This is a genomic window from Shewanella sp. 0m-8 (genome assembly GCF_052977265.1).
Genome location: NZ_JBRIMB010000059.1, coordinates 1 through 19,777, shown reverse-complemented (window position 1 = coordinate 19,777; position 19,777 = coordinate 1). Strand labels below are relative to the sequence as shown.

19 protein-coding genes and 2 tRNA genes are annotated in these 19,777 nt (G+C 44.3%); 16 read left to right on the top strand and 5 right to left on the bottom strand.

The features are described 5' to 3' along the window. Positions 1 to 23: 23 nt before the first annotated feature. Together lnt and ACVBIO_RS19415 are read left to right on the top strand one after the other, a co-directional pair. Positions 24 to 1,559, top strand: a complete 1,536-nt coding sequence (lnt, locus tag ACVBIO_RS19420; protein ID WP_447173224.1) for an apolipoprotein N-acyltransferase — start codon at positions 24 to 26, stop codon at positions 1,557 to 1,559. Continuing rightward, a complete protein-coding gene (locus ACVBIO_RS19415; protein WP_447173223.1) occupies positions 1,556 to 2,047 on the top strand; it encodes a type II secretion system protein in 492 nt (163 codons plus the stop codon). The genes lnt and ACVBIO_RS19415 overlap by 4 nt, the downstream gene beginning before the upstream one ends. A 76-nt stretch (positions 2,048 to 2,123) precedes the next feature. Here the strand turns inward: ACVBIO_RS19415 and ACVBIO_RS19410 are convergent, their stop codons facing one another. After that, the gene (locus tag ACVBIO_RS19410) at positions 2,124 to 2,624 is read right to left on the bottom strand and encodes a zinc ribbon-containing protein (RefSeq protein ID WP_447162503.1); all 501 of its coding nucleotides are present in this window, start codon (positions 2,622 to 2,624) and stop codon (positions 2,124 to 2,126) included. A 120-nt stretch (positions 2,625 to 2,744) separates the two neighbouring features. Here ACVBIO_RS19410 and leuS point away from each other — a divergent pair, with 120 nt between their 5' ends. The 14 genes from leuS to lipA all read left to right on the top strand — a co-directional run bounded on the left by leuS (position 2,745) and on the right by lipA (position 16,966). Beyond that, positions 2,745 to 5,324: a leucine--tRNA ligase gene (gene leuS / locus ACVBIO_RS19405; RefSeq protein WP_447162502.1), complete on the top strand. Its 2,580-nt coding sequence runs from the start codon at positions 2,745 to 2,747 to the stop codon at positions 5,322 to 5,324. 34 nt (positions 5,325 to 5,358) lie between these two features. Continuing rightward, positions 5,359 to 5,853: an LPS-assembly lipoprotein LptE gene (locus tag ACVBIO_RS19400; protein ID WP_447162501.1), complete on the top strand. Its 495-nt coding sequence runs from the start codon at positions 5,359 to 5,361 to the stop codon at positions 5,851 to 5,853. Then, positions 5,853 to 6,884, top strand: coding sequence for a DNA polymerase III subunit delta (gene holA, locus ACVBIO_RS19395; RefSeq protein ID WP_447162500.1), 1,032 nt, complete (start codon positions 5,853 to 5,855; stop codon positions 6,882 to 6,884). Before ACVBIO_RS19400 ends, holA begins: the two co-directional genes overlap by 1 nt. Positions 6,885 to 6,898: 14 nt before the next feature. Next, entirely contained in the window at positions 6,899 to 7,528 is a 630-nt protein-coding gene (gene nadD, locus ACVBIO_RS19390; RefSeq protein ID WP_447162499.1) for a nicotinate-nucleotide adenylyltransferase, read from the top strand. Between the two features lie 169 nt (positions 7,529 to 7,697). Then, on the top strand, positions 7,698 to 8,027 hold the full coding sequence (gene rsfS / locus ACVBIO_RS19385; protein ID WP_447162498.1) for a ribosome silencing factor: 330 nt from the start codon (positions 7,698 to 7,700) through the stop codon (positions 8,025 to 8,027). Continuing rightward, complete coding sequence (rlmH, locus tag ACVBIO_RS19380; RefSeq protein WP_447162497.1) at positions 8,027 to 8,497, top strand: 23S rRNA (pseudouridine(1915)-N(3))-methyltransferase RlmH; 471 nt, start codon at positions 8,027 to 8,029, stop codon at positions 8,495 to 8,497. The genes rsfS and rlmH overlap by 1 nt, the downstream gene beginning before the upstream one ends. Positions 8,498 to 8,575: 78 nt before the next feature. After that, complete coding sequence (gene mrdA / locus ACVBIO_RS19375) at positions 8,576 to 10,432, top strand: penicillin-binding protein 2 (protein WP_447162496.1); 1,857 nt, start codon at positions 8,576 to 8,578, stop codon at positions 10,430 to 10,432. Next, positions 10,429 to 11,535: a rod shape-determining protein RodA gene (gene rodA / locus ACVBIO_RS19370; protein ID WP_447162495.1), complete on the top strand. Its 1,107-nt coding sequence runs from the start codon at positions 10,429 to 10,431 to the stop codon at positions 11,533 to 11,535. The genes mrdA and rodA overlap by 4 nt, the downstream gene beginning before the upstream one ends. Before the next feature lie 119 nt (positions 11,536 to 11,654). Continuing rightward, positions 11,655 to 12,650 carry a lytic murein transglycosylase B gene (mltB, locus tag ACVBIO_RS19365; protein ID WP_447173222.1) on the top strand — a complete coding sequence of 332 codons (996 nt, stop codon included), beginning with the start codon at positions 11,655 to 11,657 and terminating at the stop codon, positions 12,648 to 12,650. Beyond that, on the top strand, positions 12,637 to 13,419 hold the full coding sequence (locus tag ACVBIO_RS19360) for a septal ring lytic transglycosylase RlpA family protein (RefSeq protein WP_447164543.1): 783 nt from the start codon (positions 12,637 to 12,639) through the stop codon (positions 13,417 to 13,419). The genes mltB and ACVBIO_RS19360 overlap by 14 nt, the downstream gene beginning before the upstream one ends. Before the next feature lie 104 nt (positions 13,420 to 13,523). Further along, positions 13,524 to 14,696, top strand: a complete 1,173-nt coding sequence (locus tag ACVBIO_RS19355) for a serine hydrolase (protein ID WP_447162492.1) — start codon at positions 13,524 to 13,526, stop codon at positions 14,694 to 14,696. 291 nt (positions 14,697 to 14,987) lie between these two features. After that, positions 14,988 to 15,254: a DUF493 family protein YbeD gene (ybeD, locus tag ACVBIO_RS19350; protein ID WP_447162491.1), complete on the top strand. Its 267-nt coding sequence runs from the start codon at positions 14,988 to 14,990 to the stop codon at positions 15,252 to 15,254. 94 nt (positions 15,255 to 15,348) lie between these two features. Next, positions 15,349 to 16,008, top strand: a complete 660-nt coding sequence (gene lipB, locus ACVBIO_RS19345) for a lipoyl(octanoyl) transferase LipB (RefSeq protein WP_447162490.1) — start codon at positions 15,349 to 15,351, stop codon at positions 16,006 to 16,008. Then, on the top strand, positions 16,001 to 16,966 hold the full coding sequence (gene lipA, locus ACVBIO_RS19340) for a lipoyl synthase (RefSeq protein WP_447162489.1): 966 nt from the start codon (positions 16,001 to 16,003) through the stop codon (positions 16,964 to 16,966). The genes lipB and lipA overlap by 8 nt, the downstream gene beginning before the upstream one ends. Positions 16,967 to 17,045: 79 nt before the next feature. On the opposite strand, the gene rimI is transcribed toward lipA, so the two are convergent. The 4 genes from rimI to ACVBIO_RS19320 form a co-directional block, all read right to left on the bottom strand. After that, positions 17,046 to 17,483 carry a ribosomal protein S18-alanine N-acetyltransferase gene (rimI, locus tag ACVBIO_RS19335; protein ID WP_439267649.1) on the bottom strand — a complete coding sequence of 146 codons (438 nt, stop codon included), beginning with the start codon at positions 17,481 to 17,483 and terminating at the stop codon, positions 17,046 to 17,048. Further along, the gene (locus ACVBIO_RS19330; RefSeq protein WP_447162488.1) at positions 17,483 to 17,833 is read right to left on the bottom strand and encodes a hypothetical protein; all 351 of its coding nucleotides are present in this window, start codon (positions 17,831 to 17,833) and stop codon (positions 17,483 to 17,485) included. The genes rimI and ACVBIO_RS19330 overlap by 1 nt, the downstream gene beginning before the upstream one ends. Positions 17,834 to 18,085: 252 nt before the next feature. Further along, a tRNA-Trp gene (locus tag ACVBIO_RS19325) sits at positions 18,086 to 18,162 on the bottom strand. Positions 18,163 to 18,359: 197 nt separating this feature from the next. After that, a tRNA-Trp gene (locus ACVBIO_RS19320) sits at positions 18,360 to 18,436 on the bottom strand. Positions 18,437 to 19,777 lie beyond the last annotated feature (1,341 nt).

Genomic DNA, 19,777 nt, shown 5'->3' with positions numbered 1-19,777 from the left:
TCACGACCCAATGATGAGGCTATATGCTGAATAAACTTCGGGCATTAGCCCATCATTCGCGTTCGAAAATGGTGCTAGCCTATGCGGCTGGCGCCACTACGGCGCTCTCCTTTGCTCCCTACTCTATCTGGCCAATCTATCTAGTTGCGATGGCCTACATTGTGCATCAAAGTGCAGACTTAACCCCTAAGCAAGCTTTTCGCTATTGGCTGAGTTTTGGCTTTGGCTGCTTCTCTGTGGGGATCAGCTGGGTCCATGTCAGCATGGATATCTATGGCGGTATGCCGCTTATCGCCTCCATCGCTTTAATGGCACTACTTGCCTTATATCTGGCACTTTATCCTGCACTTGCTGGTTGCTTACTGCAAAAGCTGACACCAAAGACATCGCTGTTACGTAACCTACTTGTGTTCCCTGCGCTCTGGACCATTACCGAATGGGCACGAGGCTGGGTATTAACAGGCTTTCCATGGTTATGGGCGGGATACAGTCAAACAGAAGGTCCGCTCAAGCCTATCGCCTCAATGTTTGGCACCTTAGGGCTAAGCTTTATTATCGCTATGCTCGCGGGCGCTTTGGCGCTGTTAGCCGTTAAGCGCTGGCAAAGTCTCGCAATCACGCTTCCCGTGCTTACAATGCTCGTCTTTATTGCACCGATGACCTCACACGTTAAGCCTAATGGCGAATCCATCAAAGTTGCATTAGTTCAAGGGAATATCCCACAAAGCATGAAGTGGGAACCTGATGCCCTATGGCCAACCATGCTCAAATATATGGATCTATCGCGACCTGAGTTATCAGCCGATTTAATTATCTGGCCCGAAGCGGCGATCCCTGCACCAGAATATATGGTGAAGGACTTTCTTTATAACGCTAATAAAGTCGCTAACTTAAATAATACCGCCATCATCACAGGTATTATTAGCCATAGAGAGGATTCTTTTTATAACTCACTAATAGTCCTTGGCAATTACAATCACAAACAGCAATCAGAGGCTGATTACTTAGGTAACGGCAGTAACGAATTTAAGAAGCATCATCTCCTGCCTATAGGTGAATTTGTGCCGTTTGAATCGCTATTACGGCCACTCGCGCCATTTTTTAATCTGCCGATGTCCTCCTTTGCCAGAGGCGATTTTATGCAGCCAAATCTCAATGCCGTCGGCCACCAGATATCACCCGCCATCTGCTATGAAATTGCCTTCCCTGAACAGCTGCGTGCCAATATGAATGACAATACCGACTTACTGATGACGGTATCCAATGATGCGTGGTTTGGTAGCTCAAACGGCCCGCTGCAGCATATGGAAATCGCGCAGATGCGCTCGGTAGAGCTAGGTCGACCATTAGTGCGCGCAACCAACAACGGTGTTACTGCTGTCGTCGATGAAAAGGGCAATATCACCCACCAGCTACCGCAATTTGAAGCCGGAGTGCTGATTGCAGATATTGTGCTAATGAAAGGCCACACACTATTTACCACTGTTGGCCAATGGCCAGTGTTAATAGTAAGCTTTCTTATCGCGATTGCCGTGGCAATTAGAAAGAAAATTCAATGATAAAACATAAGCAGAAAAATGGATTTACACTCATTGAACTGGTTGTGGTTATCATCATTCTGGGCATTTTAGCGATTGTTGCCGCGCCTAAATTTATCGGACTCTCTAGCGAAGCAAGAGCTGAATCGATTAACCAAATTGAAGCCAGTAGTAAGACCGCCAATCAATTGGTCTATGCTAAGTCGCAAATTCCTGGCACGGCAACTAAACCACATAGCTCCCGCAATGATATTATCGATATCGATCTTGATGGCAACGGTAGCTTTGAAACGCGCCTACTTTCAGGCTATTTGGATAATACCGATCTCGCTAATAGGCTCGATCTCGACACTGTTTTTGTTATCGAGGAGCAAGGTGTTAACCTTACCTACATTGGCTACGATGACGATGATGATGGCAAGGTCAGTGACGACCTTTGCTACTTTAGATACCAACAAGCAACGGCCACTAGCACGCCCAAGTATGAAACCATGCATGATGGTTGCTAGCAGCTCAACGTAAAAACGGCGCATAAGCGCCGTTCTCTATTAGTTTCAAGCTGCATCTATCCACTGCCAATATGGGCTATGGAGCTAATGCCTCGCGAGTGAACTCGTTATTGTCGCACTCTGTACAGTCAGGCAATATTCCAGGGAATTCTATTTTTGACTCATGGCCACAAGCCGTACACACCATAGTACCTTGGCCGACAATCTCACCACTTTCATAGTAACCGTGATGTTTAAAATCTTGCGCGACTTCATGCCATTCCACTTGGCTACGATCGGTGATCTCTCCCAACCAGTGCCATAATGTGCTCTCAACTGTGATAACCGTTGGGCTATGACTTAAATCGGTGGCATTTTTTTCCTGCAAGAAACTCGCAATGTCACGTTTTAAAAATTGTTCGACTAAAGCAAGCTCTTCTTGCTTCGCTTGCTGTTTTATAGCCAAGTATTCTTTACACGCTTGCATTTGTGCATACAAACTCTTTACAGTCAATGAGTTATCATCATTGTATTGCGATTGCAATTGGTCAATAAGTGCCTTATATAGCGAAAGTAACTCAGTACTTTGTTCACTCATGGTAAATACTCCTTCAACGAACCTTTTTAATGACGCACTTCTAGTTTATTCTATGTCGATATCACTCGCGCTGAAATAGCGCTAGATCAAACAATAGGCGGCATAGCCGGAAATAGATTGATGCAAGAGCAATATACTCCTTCAGAAATTGAAGCTAAAGTGCAGCAGCACTGGCAAGACACAAAAACATTTGAAGTTACCGAAGACGCAAACAAAGAAAAGTTCTATTGCCTTTCTATGTTCCCGTACCCATCGGGTCGACTGCACATGGGTCACGTACGTAACTACACCATAGGCGATGTTGTGTCTCGTTACCAACGTCTGCAAGGTAAAAACGTGCTTCAACCTATCGGTTGGGACTCTTTTGGTCTTCCCGCTGAAAACGCGGCAATCAAAAACAGCACTGCGCCTGCGCCTTGGACTTACGAAAATATCGATTACATGAAAAACCAGCTTAAAATGCTAGGTTTTGGCTATGACTGGTCACGTGAAATCGCTACATGTACGCCTGAATACTATCGCTGGGAACAGTGGTTCTTCACCAAGCTTTATGAAAAAGGCATGGTATACAAGAAGACAGCTTCAGTTAACTGGTGTCCAAACGATGAAACCGTGCTTGCCAATGAGCAGGTTATCGACGGTTGCTGCTGGCGCTGTGATACCACTGTTGAGCAAAAAGAGATCCCGCAGTGGTTTATTAAAATCACTGAGTACGCTGAAGAGCTGCTAAACGATATTGATACGCTAGAAGAGTGGCCTGAACAAGTTAAGACCATGCAGCGTAACTGGATTGGCCGTAGTGAAGGTATCGAGATGACGTTCAAGGTTGCTGATAGTGACCAGAGCTTTGATATCTATACTACGCGTCCTGATACAGTGATGGGCGTAACTTATGTTGCGATTGCAGCCGCGCACCCACTAGCAGAGCAAGCTGCTATCAATAACCCAGCGCTAGCTGAGTTTATTGAAGAGTGTAAAAACGCCGATACCACCGAAGCTGCTATGGCAGCGATGGAAAAGAAAGGTGTTGCGACAGGCCTAAATGCTATCCACCCAATTACTGGCAAACAAGTGCCTATATGGGTTGGTAACTTTGTACTGATGAACTACGGTACTGGCGCAGTGATGTCTGTACCCGCTCACGATCAGCGTGACTATGAGTTTGCTAAAAAGTACGGTCTAAACATTGAAGCGGTTGTTAAGCCAGCTGACGGTGAAGTCGATATCAGCGAAGAAGCTTATACTGAAAAAGGCGTACTATTTAACTCTGCTGAGTTTGACGGTCTAGATTTCCAAGCAGCATTTGATGCAATCGATGCCAAGCTTACAGCTGAAGGCAAAGGTAAGCGTCAAGTGAACTTCCGTCTACGCGACTGGGGTGTTTCACGTCAACGTTACTGGGGTGCACCAATTCCAATGGTCACTTTGGCTGACGGTACGGTTATTCCTACACCTGAAGATCAATTACCAGTGATTTTACCTGAAGATGTGGTTATGGATGGCATCCAAAGCCCAATAAAATCAGATAAAGAGTGGGCTAAGACTCAGGTTAACGGTCAAGAAGCGTTCCGTGAAACTGATACCTTTGATACCTTTATGGAATCATCTTGGTACTACGCACGCTACTGTAGCCCCCATGCAGATGAAATGCTTGATCCTGCAAAGGCAAACTACTGGTTACCTGTAGACCAATACATTGGTGGTATCGAGCATGCTTGTATGCACCTATTGTATTTCCGCTTCTTCCACAAATTGCTACGTGATGCAGGTCTAGTCAACTCTGATGAGCCAGCTAAACGTCTGCTAACTCAAGGTATGGTACTCGCTGATGCTTACTACTATAACAATGAGAAAGGCGCGCGCGTTTGGGTTGCTCCATCTGATGTGACTGTGCAGGAAACTGACGACAAAGGCCGTACCGTTAAAGCCGTAGACAGCGAAGGTAACGAGCTGGTTTACACCGGTATGAGCAAGATGTCTAAGTCGAAAAACAACGGTATCGACCCGCAAGAGATGGTTGATAAGTACGGTGCTGACACGGTTCGTCTATTTATGATGTTTGCAGCGCCACCAGAGCTAACACTTGAATGGCAAGAGTCGAGCGTTGAAGGCGCACATCGCTTTATTAAGCGTTTGTGGAAAACTGCACACGACCATATTACTTCAGGTCCAACTGCAGAACTTGACGTTAAGTCACTTAACGCTGCTCAAAAAGAGCTACGCCGTGAACTGCATAAGACCATTGCAAAAGTGGGTGATGATATTGAGCGTCGTCAGATGTTCAACACCGCAATTGCATCAGTTATGGAGCTAATGAACCGTCTCCAAAAAGCGCCGACTGAGACAGAGCAAGACAAGGCATTGATGCAAGAAGCCTTGAACGCTGTTATCCGTTTACTTTATCCAATCATTCCACACACATGTTTTGTGTTATGGAACGATCTTGGTAACCAAGGTGCGATTGAAGATGTACTTTGGCCAGAAGTTGACGAGTCTGCACTGGTTGAAGACAGCAAGCTAATCATTGTTCAAGTGAACGGTAAACTGCGCGCGAAGATCACTGTTGCAGCAGATGCGAGTAAAGAAGAAGTTGAAGCAGCAGGTATGGCCGAAGAAGGTGTGGTTAAACACACTGAAGGTAAAACTGTTCGTAAAGTTATCTACGTACCGGGCAAGTTGCTCAATATCGTGGCTAACTAATCCTTCTAAAACCAAGGAAGACAAAACAAAGCTTATGCTAATTAAACGCATACTTTTAGCAACCTTGGCACTGAGCATTTTGCTCAGTGCCGGTTGCGGCTTTAGATTACAAGGTAGCTACTCTATCCCTGAGCAGCTACAAACCTTAAGCCTTAGCAGTCAAGATGAATACAGTGAACTAACACGTCTAGTACGTGAACGCCTGCGTTTAAACAGTATTGCTGTAGTTAAGCCCGCGAATGACATTCCAGTTCTGCGCCTTATCAGTGACTCACTCGATCGCTCTACGCTATCAATCTACCCAACGGGTAACGTTGCTGAATATGAGCTTATCTACCAGGTAAGTTTTGCCGTACAGATGCCAGGTGCTGAATCTCAACGCTTTGATGTAGCTATCCACCGTGACTACCTTGACGATCCGCGTACGGCTTTAGCAAAGAGCCGAGAAATGGAGCTCTTACTCAAAGAGATGCGAGTTCAAGCTGCTGACAGAATTATTCAAACTCTGGCTTCTACAAAGGTTAATTAATGCGGGTCTATCCAGATCAGTTAACGCGCCAACTTTCTCCATTACCCCAATGTTGCCTTATTTTTGGCGACGATCCATGGTTATGTGAGCAAAGCCGTGCAGCTCTGCACAGTGAAGCTAAACGTCAAGGCTTTGAAGAAAAGATCCAGTTAACCCAAGAAACGGGGTTTAGTTGGAATGAGCTTTTTGAGCAATGGCAAGCGATGAGCTTGTTTTCAAGCCGTCGTATTATTGAGTTAACCCTCCCACAAGCAAAACCAGGGGCTGAAGGCAGCACTATGCTGCAATCGCTAATGCAGATGGATAATCCAGATGTATTATTGATTTTAACTGGCCCTAAGCTTGCGAGCGAACAAACCAAGAGTAAATGGTTTAAGGTGCTTGATGCAAAAGGGATTTACGTACCTTGCACGACGCCAGAGGGCGCACAGTTTCAACGTTGGTTAGATGGAAGAATTCAGCATTACGGCTTGTCATTGGCACGAGACCCGCGTGAAATGCTCTTTGCACTTTACGAAGGTAACTTGCTTGCCGCCGACCAAGCACTGCAACTGCTGCAACTGCTCAGTCCTAATGAGCCGATTGATTGCGACCAACTAAGCCAATACTTTGAAGATCAATCACGCTTCAGCGTATTTCAATTAACTGACGCCATGCTCAACAACCAACAAGATAAAGCCCAACATATTCTTTCACAGCTTAAAAGTGAGGGAGTGGCGATGCCAATTATCCTATGGTCGTTATTTAAAGAGCTCGCCGTATTGTTACAACTAAAGACAGCACAGAATAAGCGCGAGCCTCTACAGGGACTTTGGAGCAAGTTGCGCATTTGGGATAAACGTAAGCCCATTTATCAAAATGCACTTAACCGTCTTGAATTGAATCATGTAGAAACCTTGCTTGCTGGCGCTTCAGCCATTGAACTTAAGCTCAAACAACAAGGCATTGAAGACTGGACTGGATTGAGTCACATTAGTCTACTTTTCGATGCTAAAGCTCACGCCAAACTCGCCCATATAACATTAGATTAATATAGGTCTTGAGCATGAGAATTGGCATTTTAGGCGGCACCTTCGACCCTATCCATTTTGGTCATATTCGTCCTGCACTCGAAGCAAAGAACCAGCTTAATTTGGATGAGGTTTGGCTTATGCCAAACCATATTCCACCGCACAAACCCGGCACTCATGTCTCCACTGCCGATAGACTCGCCATGGCGCAGCTTATTTGTGATGAACTACCTCAATTTCAACTTTGTGATATTGAAGCGAAACGCGATACACCTTCCTATTCAGCCATGACTTTAGCTAAATTAAGCAACATGCACCCAGAGCATGAGTTTTACTTCATTATGGGCATGGACTCATTTTTGAGCTTTACTCACTGGCATGAATGGCAACAACTGTTAGACCTATGCCACTTAGTCGTTTGCAAGCGCCCCGGCTGGCAACTTGCTACTAACGACCCAATTCAGGCAATCTTAAAGCCCAGACTTAGCGATAACACCCAAACAACGCCACAAAAATTCGGTAAAATTTTTATGCTTGATGTAGCAGAACAAGATTTCTCCTCAACGCAAATACGTCAGCGACTCATGCAGGGCCTGATGCCAAATGCAGCACTACCCGTCTCGATTCAAGATTACATTCGATGTAATCAGCTTTATACCAATTAGTATAAAGATGTAGATCTCTTTCTTATGTTGATTGGCATTATCTAGCCGATCCTACAGCTAATAAACATTAAACCGCATTCAAACACAGATATTTCTATACAGAACTATTAATCTGGATCTGAAATACTGCTATACTATCGCGCTGTCTTAAAATTAATGGGGTACCAGCGTGGAAAGCGCAGAGTTAAAGCAATTTGTAATCGATAAGGTTGAAGACCTTAAAGCAAAAGATATCGTTGTAATCGACATATCTGAGAAATCAAACATCGCCGATTTTATGGTGGTATGTACGGGTAACTCAAAAACACACGTTAAAGCAATCGCTGAAAATCTAGTGGTTGAGTCAAAGCGTGCCGGTCTGCACATTCTTGGTGTCGAAGGTCGTGAGAGCAGCGAGTGGGTTCTAGTAGACCTAGGCGATGTGATTATGCACGTTATGCAAGATCAAACTCGTGACTTCTACCAGCTTGAAAAACTTTGGTCAGAAAAGCCTGAGTAATGAAGATTCAGTTAGTCGCAGTTGGGACCCGCATGCCAGATTGGGTCGAAACAGGTTTCAAAGAATATCAGCGCCGCTTTCCTCGAGATATGGCGCTTGAATTAATTGAGATCCCTGCTGGCAAACGCGGTAAAAATGCCGATATAGCTCGCATTCTCCAAAAAGAGGGCGAGTTAATGTTGGCGGCGATCCCGAAAGGGAATCATATCGTCAGCTTGGACTTACCGGGTAAAAACCTCACAACACCGCAATTAGCAGAGCAAATGAACAAGTGGTTGCTTGATGGTCGCGATGTTAGCTTGTTAATTGGAGGCCCAGAAGGTTTATCACCTGAGTGTAAAAAAGCCGCTGCGCAAAGCTGGTGCTTATCAGCCTTAACTCTACCTCATCCTCTGGTACGAGTGATTGTTGCCGAAAGCCTATATCGTGGCTGGAGTATCAACAATAATCACCCTTACCATAGAGAATAATATCGACACCCTATAAAACTAAACAGACCTTAATAGGATATGTGCTTGGCACCCTTTTTTAAGCAGGAGAGAATGTAAGTGTCACCAAGAAAGCGCATAACCATGAACGACCATGCGGCCGAGGCGTCGCTATTTAAAAGTCGCGCCCTGTTTACGTTCTTATCTGTATTTATCCTGCTGAGCTTGTTGCTGGTTAACCTCTACAACCTGCAAATCACCTCCTTTAAAGATTACGAAACTCGCTCTAATGACAATCGTATTCGTGTCGTCCCTGTCGCGCCTAGTCGTGGCTTAATCTACGATCGTCACGGCCAATTACTCGCCGAAAACCAACCTTTTTTCTCATTAGAGATGGTGCCAGAAAAGGTTAAAAATGTCAGTGAGACCTTAGATGAGCTCAGCCTCGTTATCGACTTGTCGGCAGATGAAAAAGAAAACGTAATCGATGCACTTAAGTATCACCGTCGTTTTAAGCCTCTGACAATTAAGAACAAACTGACCGAAGAACAAGTTGCAAAATTCAGTGTGAATCAGCACCGCTTTCCGGGCATTTCTGTTGACGCGGGCCTCAAGCGCCACTACCCGTACAATGGTTTAATGACTCACGCATTAGGCTATGTCGGCAAAATCAATAGCCGAGATCAAGACTCGCTTATCCGTAATAACTTGTGGGCAAACTATGCGGCAACAAAAGATATCGGTAAGCAAGGTATCGAAAAGTTTTACGAGAGCCTACTACTTGGTAAACCTGGGCACCTCGAAGAAGAGGTTAACAACCGCGGTCGTACCATTCGTATTTTAAAATCTGAGCCGCCAACGCCCGGGCAAGATATCCACCTGACCTTAGATTTAAAGCTTCAACAAAAAGCCATGGAGCTACTTAATGGTCGACGTGGCTCTATTGTTGCAATCGATCCACGAGATGGTGGTATTTTAGCGCTAATCTCTAGCCCAACTTATGATCCTAACCAATTTGTGCATGGCATTAGTAGTAAGGCGTATAGCGAATTACTCAATTCTAAGTCACGCCCACTTATCAACCGTGCGACTCAGGGTCAATACGCCCCTGCATCCACCGTTAAGCCACACTTGGCGTTATTAGGCTTAGAAAATAAAACCGTTACCCAAAAAACGCGTATTTGGGACCCTGGTTTTTGGCAGATCCCAGGTGTTGAACGTAAATACCGTGACTGGAAACGCTGGGGTCATGGCTGGGTTGATGTTAACAGCGCCATTGTTAGCTCTTGTGACACCTATTTTTATGATCTTGCCTATAAAACAGGCGTTGATGCTATCGCCAACTTTATGCAACCCTTTGGATTTGGTGAACGTACCGGCGTTGATATTTTTGAAGAGTCCGCCGGTAACATGCCGTCTAAAGATTGGAAGCGTTTACGCTATAACCAACCTTGGTATATCGGCGATACCATCTCTGTTGGTATTGGTCAGGGCTACTGGACAACAACGCCGCTGCAGCTTGCCAATGCTACCGCTATTTTAGCCAACAATGGCCGCCGTTTTGTGCCACACATGCTTAAGTCGATTCAAGATCAAACCGCTAAAATCGACACGCCGCCCGATGAGCTACCGCCTATCGTACTATCGAACCCTAAAAACTGGGACATCATTAATGAAGCCATGCGTGATACAGCGCATAAGTCTCGCTTTACCGACGCACGCTACACCGCGGCGATGAAAACGGGTACCGCACAGGTATTTAGTGTTGCGCAAGATGAAGAATACGATGCGGAAAACATTGATGAACGTCTACGTGACAATGCTTTAATTATTGCTTACGCCCCGTACGAAAACCCTAAAATTGTTCTCGCTGTAGTACTTGAAAACGCGGGTTGGGGTGGCGTTAACGCTGGGCCAGTAGCTCGCGCTTTACTCGACGAGTATTTGTTAAGAGATTCATGGGATAAAACAGAATGAGTGCACACAATAGCCGACCAAACATATGGCAGCGCTTACACATAGACTTGCCATTGCTGTTAGGCCTGCTGGCACTCATGGCTTTCGGACTTGTTGTTATTTATTCTGCCGGCGGTGAAGACTTAGCGCTAATGGATCGCCAACTGTTCCGTATGGGGCTATCGCTATTAGTGATGTTTACTGTGGCGCAGATTAACCCTGAAGTGCTTAGGCGTTGGGCGTTCCCCATTTATATTACTGGGATCATCTTACTGATTGGAGTGCACTTTTTTGGTGAGATCAATAAAGGTGCTCAGCGCTGGTTAAACTTAGGCTTTATGGAGTTTCAACCATCTGAACTTATTAAGCTCGCCTTCCCTATTACCATGGCTTGGTATATCAGTAAGTTCCCACTCCCCCCCAAGAAACGCTACCTTGCTGGTGCAGGAATACTGTTACTTGTCCCCACATTACTCATCGCTAAGCAGCCAGATTTAGGTACCTCTATCCTTGTTGCCGCTTCAGGCATCTTTGTACTGTTTCTATCCGGTATGAGTTGGCGTATTGTTGGTGGCTTTATCGGCAGTGTATTGGCGATGCTACCCGTGCTGTGGTTTTTCTTGATGCATGACTACCAGCGTACCCGCGTATTGACCTTGCTTGATCCAGAAAAAGATCCATTAGGTGCAGGCTACCATATTATCCAATCTAAAATTGCCATCGGCTCTGGCGGATTGTGGGGCAAAGGCTGGCTTCAAGGCACTCAATCGCAACTAGAGTTTTTGCCTGAACGGCATACTGACTTTATTTTTGCGGTTATTGGAGAAGAATTTGGGCTTATCGGTGCGTTAATTCTGCTGGCACTATATCTTTATGTAATAGGCCGAGGCTTAGTTATCGCCTCGCGCGCACAAACCAGTTTTGCTCGCTTATTAGCTGGCAGTATAACCTTAACATTCTTCGTCTATATTTTTGTGAATATTGGTATGGTTTCAGGTCTTTTACCTGTTGTAGGTGTTCCTCTGCCTCTAATCAGTTATGGTGGTACCTCGATGCTGACATTGATGACAGGATTTGGCATCTTAATGAGTATTCACACTCACAGACGTTTTATCGACAGATAGCCTTAAGACGCTATTTGATAAAGCCTCACTCTTTATATAGATTTAACCTTCGATGGCATTGTGACGTATTCGAGTGACCTAATCACTATGCCTATCGACTATTAAGGATTGCCTCATAAATGACGCTTTTAAAACGCATTCTTGCACCTTTAGCATTGACTCTCTTTTCATGCTCAGCTGCGGCAGCTTCTGACTCAGACGTCAAAGCGCTTAAAACTGAGTTTATTAAAACCCAAAGCGATAAAGGTTTCGATAGCAAAGAAACAGCAGCGTTCATTGCCAACGCCGAATATAACCAAGCGGTTATCGACGCGATGACCAAGCCATGGGAAGCTAAGCCTTGGCATCAGTACTACCCTATATTTCTCACAGAAAAACGTCTAGAAGCTGGGTTAGCCTTCTGGCAAGAACATGCTGACACTATCGCTAAAGCCTCAAAAGAGTTTAATGTTGATCCACAAATCATCGTCGCAATTATTGGCATTGAAACCTTTTACGGTGGCTACATGGGCAATTATCCTGTTAAAGACGCCCTCTACACCTTAGGTTTCCATTATCCGCCGAGAGCAACATTCTTCCGTAGTGAATTTGCCAACCTGCAGTCACTGGTAAAAGAGGAAAATTTAGATATTAATAGCCTGAAAGGCTCCTATGCTGGTGCTATGGGCTTTGGTCAGTTTATCCCGTCTAGCTACCGCCATTACGCAGTGGATTTTGATAATGATGGTAGCCGCGATCTATTAAATAGCACTACCGATGCTATTGGTAGTGTAGCTAACTACTTCCATCAACATGGTTGGCAGAAAAACCAGCCGGTAACACTGCAATTAACGTTGAATAAAGACTTACCTGATACAGTGAAAACGTGGTCTGGTGAGAAAATGCAGTATAACGTTGCTGACATACTATCACCGAACGTTGCACTGGCTGAATCAATGGATATTGATGTGTCACAACCAGCATTAGTGGTAAAGCTTGAACAAGCCGACCACGATGAGTATTGGTTAGGTCTCAAAAACTTTTATGTTATTACCCGTTATAACCGCAGCCCTTTGTACGCTATGGCGGTTTACCAATTTAGTCAGGAATTAAACAAAGCTTATGTCGCGCAATAATACCCTTGCCATTTTATTCTTAACCGCCACATTAGCTGCGTGTTCGAGCGGTGGTCGCTATGAACTTGATGACGATAAAGCGCCAACATCAGCTCCTGATGTCACCAAGGTTGAAGATGCTCACCCTAAATATGAGCCATATAGCCGTGGGGGAAACAAAAAGAACTACACGGTATTAGGTAAGAGTTATCAGGTCATGGACTCAGGTGCAGGCTACGCGGAAAAAGGAATTGCATCTTGGTACGGCGCTAAGTTTCATGGGCACCTCACATCAAACGGTGAAACCTACGACATGTATTCGATGTCTGCAGCCCATAAAACCTTACCACTACCTAGCTACGTTAAGGTCACCAACCTTAAAAATGATAAAACGGTTATTGTACGAGTCAACGACAGAGGGCCATTTCATGCAGATAGAGTTATCGATCTATCTTATGCTGCTGCCCACCGGCTCGACATGCTAAAAACCGGTACCGCAAATGTAAGCCTAGAAGTTATCTATATTGCCAATCCTGAATCGAGTGCACTTGCCGAGCTAAAAGGCACTGAACTTCACTATATTCAGGTTGTAGCATCATCAAACAAAGAACGCTTAGGTCATCTAGCCAATAGCCTAGAGCAAAAATATCAAGTCAAGAGCCGCATTCAAAGCGTAAATAACTTGTATCGTTTGCAATTAGGCCCAATCGGTCAGCAGCAACTAGCTGACAAGCTAACAGAAAAGCTCAAGCAAGAGGGTTACCCTCAAAGTTACCTGCTTACTGAATGAACCAAGATTAATGAACCTAGGCTGAATTCCATTGTCGACTAATGTTATACTCGTTGGAATTACACTTTCTTCATACCTAAACTATTAAGACGTGCATTATTAATATGAATTTACTGAACAAACCTTTAAAAACGCTTTTGTTCGCGACCTCTGTCGCCGCATTATCAGCACAAGCAGCGCCAGTCGTTACCCCAAATGCACCAACAGTAGCAGCTAAAGCTTACGTGCTAATGGACTACAACACCGGACAAATCATTGCTGAAGAAAACGCTTACGAAAGCTTAAACCCAGCTAGCTTGACCAAGATGATGACAAGTTATGTGATCGGTCATGAGATCAAAGTCGGTAACATTGCCCCCACTGATGAAGTAACCATTAGTAAAAAAGCATGGTCAAAAAACTTCCCCGACTCTTCTAAAATGTTTATCGAAGTCGGTAAAACAGTTTCTGTTGAAGATCTAAACAAAGGCATTATTATCCAATCGGGTAACGATGCGTGCGTAGCAATGGCTGAACATATTGCTGGTACTGAAGATGGCTTTGTCGACTTAATGAACTCATGGGCTAAACAGCTAGGAATGCAAGATAGCTACTTTGAAAATAGCCATGGTTTAGACTCTGACAACCATAAAAGTACCGCTTATGACATGGCTATTCTTGGCGCCGCAATTATTCGCGATGTACCAGAAGAGTACGCAGTCTATAAAGAGAAATCATTTACCTACAACGGTATTAAGCAATACAACCGTAACGGTTTGTTATGGGATAAGAGCTTAAGCGTTGACGGTATTAAAACAGGCCACACTTCTGGTGCAGGTTTTAACCTGGTAACCTCAGCAACTAAAGACGGTATGCGTCTTATCTCTGTTGTATTAGGCACCAAGAGTGAAGCCGCACGTAAGGCAGAAAGTAAGAAGCTACTTAACTATGGTTTCCGTTTCTTTGAAACTGTTACACCATACAAAGCTGGCGATACTTTCGTTACCCAAAAAATCTGGTATGGCGACCGTGAAACGATTGACCTAGGTGTTGTCACTGATACCCCTATTACCATTAGTCGCGGCCAAGCTAAAAATTTACAAGCTAACTTTGAACTCACAAAAGAGCTTAACGCCCCTATAGCAAAAGGCGAGACTGTCGGTCGTATCTACTTCCAATTAAATGGAAAAGATATCGCTCAGTTCCCACTTGTCACGCTACAAGAAGTGAATGAAGGCAGCTGGTTTAGCCAATTAATGGATTACTTCAAGCAGATGTTTGCAGGTTGGTTTAGCTAAACCATACTGTATACAAAAAAGAAGCCACCGCAAGGTGGCTTCTTGCATTTGATAGCCAAACAAACCTTGTGAACTTGAACCATACTAACCAATTAGTCATTGACCCAATAATGACTAAATTAAAGTTGCCATATTAAGCAATGAATAACCGTTAACTCATTCTTCTCATTTAAAAATTCATTACACTGCGATTCGAATTTGAGTCAGCAAGAATGATCAAATATTTATTTAGCTTGGTATTAGGTATAATCGTCACCATATTATGGTTATTGCAATCTATGAGAGTGAAAAATGTTAGATACTAAATTTGATGAATTAATGGAATTCCCAGCTTCTTTTCCATTTAAAATTGTTGGAGATGCAAGCGATACGCTAGCTGATCGTGTCGTAGCAGTCGCCCAAAGTTTGGCACCAGATGACTATACGCCAACAACAAAAGCGTCGAGCAAAGGCACTTACAATTCGGTCACCATACGTATAACCGTTACAAGTAAAGAGCAGATAGAGAAACTTTACACCGAACTTGCTGCGATTGAGGGCGTTAAACGCGTACTATAAATATTAATCATAAATGATAAATGTGATCCGTATTACATTTATCATTTTGAAGCGTATAATAGCCCGCACAAATATTTGAGGGGAGAGGTTGCCCTTGTACGATAACGCTTTGCATATTCGTCATCTCGGTAAACAAGATTACGAATCAGTGTGGCACGCGATGCAACACTATACCGATAATCGCGATGAGAACAGTCAAGATGAGATCTGGATTGTTGAACATACGCCAGTATTCACACAAGGCCAAGCAGGCAAGAGTGAGCACATCCTAAATCCTGGTGATATTCCTGTTATTCAGGTTGATCGAGGTGGCCAAGTAACCTATCACGGCCCGGGGCAACTTGTCGTCTACCCTCTTCTCGATATTAAACGCCTCAAAGTCGGTGTACGTCAGCTTGTCACTCACATTGAACAGAGTATCGTCAACATGCTTGTGCGCTATCAGATTGAAGCTTATGCAAAAGCTGATGCGCCTGGTGTTTATGTTGAAGAACGTAAGATCGCATCACTCGGTCTTAGGATCCGTAAAGGATGCTCTTTCCATGGACTCGCCCTCAATGTCGATATGGACATGTCTCCATTTCAGCGCATTAACCCCTGCGGTTACGCTGGCATGGAAATGATCCAGTGCAAACAGCTCGGTGGACCACAAACTGTCGAAGAGGCAGGTCTGCAACTGATTGAAACCCTCAGCCAAGAACTCGGTTTAGATAAGCTAGTTCACCACCAAGGATTACCAGAGTCATATGAATAGGCCTGAAAGATTACAACCTGGCGTTAAACTTAGAGACGCAGACAAGGTTTCACGCATCCCTGTTAAAGTGGTGCCATCTGAACGTGACACCATGCTAAGAAAACCTGACTGGCTGCGAGTAAAGCTACCCGCTTCAAATCAGCGTATTACCGAGATCAAGCAAGCACTGCGTAAAAATGGTCTCCACTCTGTTTGTGAAGAGGCTTCATGCCCTAACCTATCAGAGTGCTTTAACCATGGCACCGCAACATTTATGATTTTGGGTGCTATCTGTACCCGTCGCTGCCCGTTTTGCGATGTTGCTCATGGTCGTCCACTAAAGCCTGATGCTGAAGAGCCTAAGAAGCTTGCACAAACGATCAAAGATATGAAGCTTAAGTATGTCGTTATTACCTCTGTAGACCGTGATGATCTGCGTGATGGTGGTGCACAGCATTTTGCTGACTGTATCCGTGAGATCCGTTTATTAAATCCGCAAATTAAAATCGAAACCTTAGTACCCGATTTCCGCGGTCGTATTGATGCAGCGCTTGAGATCTTGGCGACTGAGCCACCAGATGTGTTTAACCACAATTTGGAAACTGCGCCTATGCATTATCGTAAAGCGCGACCTGGTGCTAATTATCAATGGTCACTCGATTTATTGAAGAAATTTAAAGACCGCCACCCCAATATTCCGACAAAATCAGGTCTGATGATGGGTCTTGGTGAGAGTAACGAAGAGATTGCACAAGTACTGCATGATCTGCGAGCTCATAATGTTGAGATGCTGACTTTAGGTCAATATCTACAACCTTCTAAATTCCACCTGCCAGTTGAGCGCTATGTATCACCTGCGGAATTTGATGAGCTAAAAGAGCTTGCTGAAAGCATTGGCTTTACTCACGCAGCTTGTGGTCCATTGGTACGTTCAAGTTACCATGCAGATCTTCAGGCTCAAGGTAAAGAAGTTAAGTAAATTTACCTCGCGCTCGATAGCATAAGTTAAGACAAAAATAGCGCCTAATTAGGCGCTATTTTTATTGGCTACAAGGCGTTTAAAAACTTAGCTGCATCAATACCGCATCTTCAGTGCCAGTATCCGATTTATAGTAACCTTTACGAATACCGGTTTCCTTAAAGCCAACTTTCTCATAAAGTTCTCTTGCAGCAATCGCAGACTGACGAACCTCTAACAGTAATACCTCAGCCCCTTTATCTTTAGCCTCGACGATTACAGCCTTTAACAGCATTTTACCGTAACCTTTGCCCTGCAGTCTGGGTTCAACACAGATATCCATTAAGGTCGCATCTTCAAAAATCTGATGCAAGATAGCAAAGCCACAAAGCTCATCACCATCCAATAACCCAATGCAGTGATACAAATTACCGAAACAACTTTTTATCGTTGACTCACTCATTGGGTGGCTATGCGCTTTAACCGCTATAGCAGCCATCTGAGCAGACATTTCATCGTTTAGCAGTGTAAGTTCCACTACGTATCCTTTTGAGCCATAAAAGACTGTATATTAAGCCACAACGTCTTTTTAGCTTCAGGGTTATTCTCAAGTTCATTAATGGGGGCTGAAAATAAAGTGCTGTCATTAACAACTGTCTGCTTACCACGCATATCCCAAATCACCTTAGCTCCTGGTTCAGCTCTAACAGCAAAACGGCAATGATCCATATTGACTCCGAGTAAACCTAGTACGGTACAGATGATTGGGCTATCGACATCTTTAATCCGTAAAGGATTCACTAAGACAATAGCTATATCAGTTTGGGGAATCGCTTTTTTCCAGCGAGTAATGCTCATGGCATCTAGGTAAGCACTCTTTTCCATCATGACTCACTCAAAGGGGGATAATAACGTTAGAGTGGCTAGCATAGCAGTTAGTCCTCTAATAGGTAACACAGTTTAGACGAGTGCGCAGAAACAATGTAGCACTGAGCTAGATGCTTTTACTATTAAGACTAATAAGCTATCTACAATATCGATGAGTGGCATTCAGTGAAGCAATAGAGCAAAACGAAAAGCAAACACTATCGCAAATAGCAGATGCGAAAAAGCCGAGCTAGTGCTCGGCTTTTTCTAATTTGGCAGGGGTGGGGAGACTCGAACTCACAACATCCGGTTTTGGAGACCGGCGCTCTACCAATTGGAGCTACACCCCTGTTGACGAAACGGATTATGCGTAATCTGCCCCGAAAGGTAAAGCTTTTTTTATTTAAAGCCCATCAAGTGTGGATTTTTCAGACAAAAGCAAAACCTAGTAACATCCAGAGCCTTAAATAACACAAAAAAGCGCTATAACTGAAACGATAAACCGCAGATGCAAAAAAGCCGAGCTAATGCTCGGCTTTCTCTAATTTGGCAGGGGTGGGGAGATTCGAACTCACAACATCCGGTTTTGGAGACCGGCGCTCTACCAATTGGAGCTACACCCCTTTTGAGGACACTGATTTTGCTTAATGTTGAGTAAAAGGTAAAGTATTTTTTTGCTAATAACTACCGCCTGCAGGTTTTTCGAGCGCTCAGCAGGTGTTTTGATCACTTTGCCGACTGAAATAGCTCAATAAACAGCACTCACAACACTGCTCGCTGGTATTATAAGCTCAGCACAATATAGGCAACCTCTACGCTTACAATCAAGAAAAATTAGTGAGACTTAAATTTCACTCCCCAGATTACTATAAATGAGCTGCAGTTATTATAGCTACCGAGCCAGTCTAGTGGTTCACCTTAAGCTTTAAAACAATGGCAGGTTTATCTACTCGCGCACCGATTATTGTGAAAAGCCTTCTTATACTCATCTGGATAGAGATTGCCTCCGAAACAGGACATACAACTAGAAAAGAGCAAAGGGATGCTTAGCAGGTCACATCGTATATTAGCAGTTCTGAATAACTCAAACTTATAGATAGGAAGATAGCGGTTCATACAAGCCTTAAAATATTTTATGAGCCTCCCCCCCCCCTCTATCGAAGGCTTTCAGCTATGAATATCAGGAGTTTCGCAGCTTAAGTGGATAAGCCACCTAAAATAGGTAGCTCTATTCTGGGTACGTTAGCGCTCAGTGTTCTAAAAACACCCGACGCCATACATGGCACTCAAGGATAAGTATTCCCTCTAGAGTAAGCCCTGTTACTCTTATCCTATAAAGTGTATGTGACTTCTCACGGCCAAATTTGGGAGTGCATCAGGAAGTGACCTACGAACCACATCAATGCGGGAAGTGTCTATTATGCAGGAGTATATAAACGCCTGTAGTTCGCGCACGCCACATCAAACACACAGGGGCAAAGCAAGGTGTTCTGAATACGTAGCATTCAGACTAGCTTGTTCGCGGAGAAGCTTGTCTTCGTAGTTGGGGCAAGGCATAGGGCCTTTCAATGACATCCTTGTCATCATGGCATTTGTTAGCCCTAAACGTCAGGTGTGCCAAATGCCTGAAACGCATGGACGCGGTTTCTGGCCAAGCGCAGCTGCGTGGCAACATAGAGGGAGTGTCCTTTCGTATATGCGCCTGGAAATGGCCAGCTTCGAGCATGCCGCCATGGATGGCGGTAATTAGAATAACGCAGGAGCAGTTATCGAAGCTCTCCGCGTTGACCCACATGGATGTGGGCAATGTCGAAAATGTCAGGAACAGTTTTCTACCTGACCATGCATCAAACTTCGTTTGATAAGCACAAGGGCTTCACCCTACTATTTATACCAATCTAAGTAAAAATATGATCTAATTGCATTCATCGTATTCTCTTCATTTGTGGTTATGGATAACTTTAA